This window comes from Paenalcaligenes sp. DL 309, from assembly GCF_057475285.1.
Genome location: NZ_JBYBKW010000041.1, coordinates 1 through 591, shown reverse-complemented (window position 1 = coordinate 591; position 591 = coordinate 1). Strand labels below are relative to the sequence as shown.

Genomic DNA, 591 nt, shown 5'->3' with positions numbered 1-591 from the left:
GGCGCTTACCACGGTGGGATTCATGACTGGGGTGAAGTCGTAACAAGGTAGCCGTAGCGGAAGCTGCGGCTGGATCACCTCCTTTCAGAGCGATGACTCACAAAGCGAAAGTGTCCACACTTATTTGGCTGTTAGAAGTAGTTCCATAGTATAAGAATTGGGTCAGTAGCTCAGTCGGTTAGAGCACCGTCTTGATAAGGCGGGGGTCGTTGGTTCGATTCCAACTTGACCCACCAAAACTTGGGGGATTAGCTCAGCTGGGAGAGCACCTGCTTTGCAAGCAGGGGGTCGTCGGTTCGATCCCGTCATCCTCCACCATTACCTTTACTGCTATGGAACACAGACCCGAGAGCCCAACGATAAGCGTAGTAGCTGTTATATGCTATACTACTATTCTTATCGTTGAGTTGATTCTCAATGGTATCTGTTCTTTAACAATCTGGAAAAAGCACAACGAAAGTGTATTCATGGTCACCCCTTGAGATGGGGGTGGCATAAAATATACGGGTTGTGATTGCAAATTAACAATTTAAGTTCAAATAGTTCTCAAAACATTAAATGGTGTTTATGCCAAATAAATTTCGGTTTATT

Annotated in this window: 2 tRNA genes and 1 rRNA gene; all 3 read left to right on the top strand. The window is 45.2% G+C overall.

From position 1 onward, the window contains the following. Window positions 1-85: ribosomal RNA gene (locus AC2UZJ_RS12535) — 16S ribosomal RNA — on the top strand; the annotation flags it as partial. Between the two features lie 74 nt (window positions 86-159). Continuing rightward, window positions 160-236, top strand: a tRNA-Ile gene (locus tag AC2UZJ_RS12530). Window positions 237-242: 6 nt separating this feature from the next. Beyond that, window positions 243-318: transfer RNA gene (locus tag AC2UZJ_RS12525), tRNA-Ala, on the top strand. Window positions 319-591 lie beyond the last annotated feature (273 nt).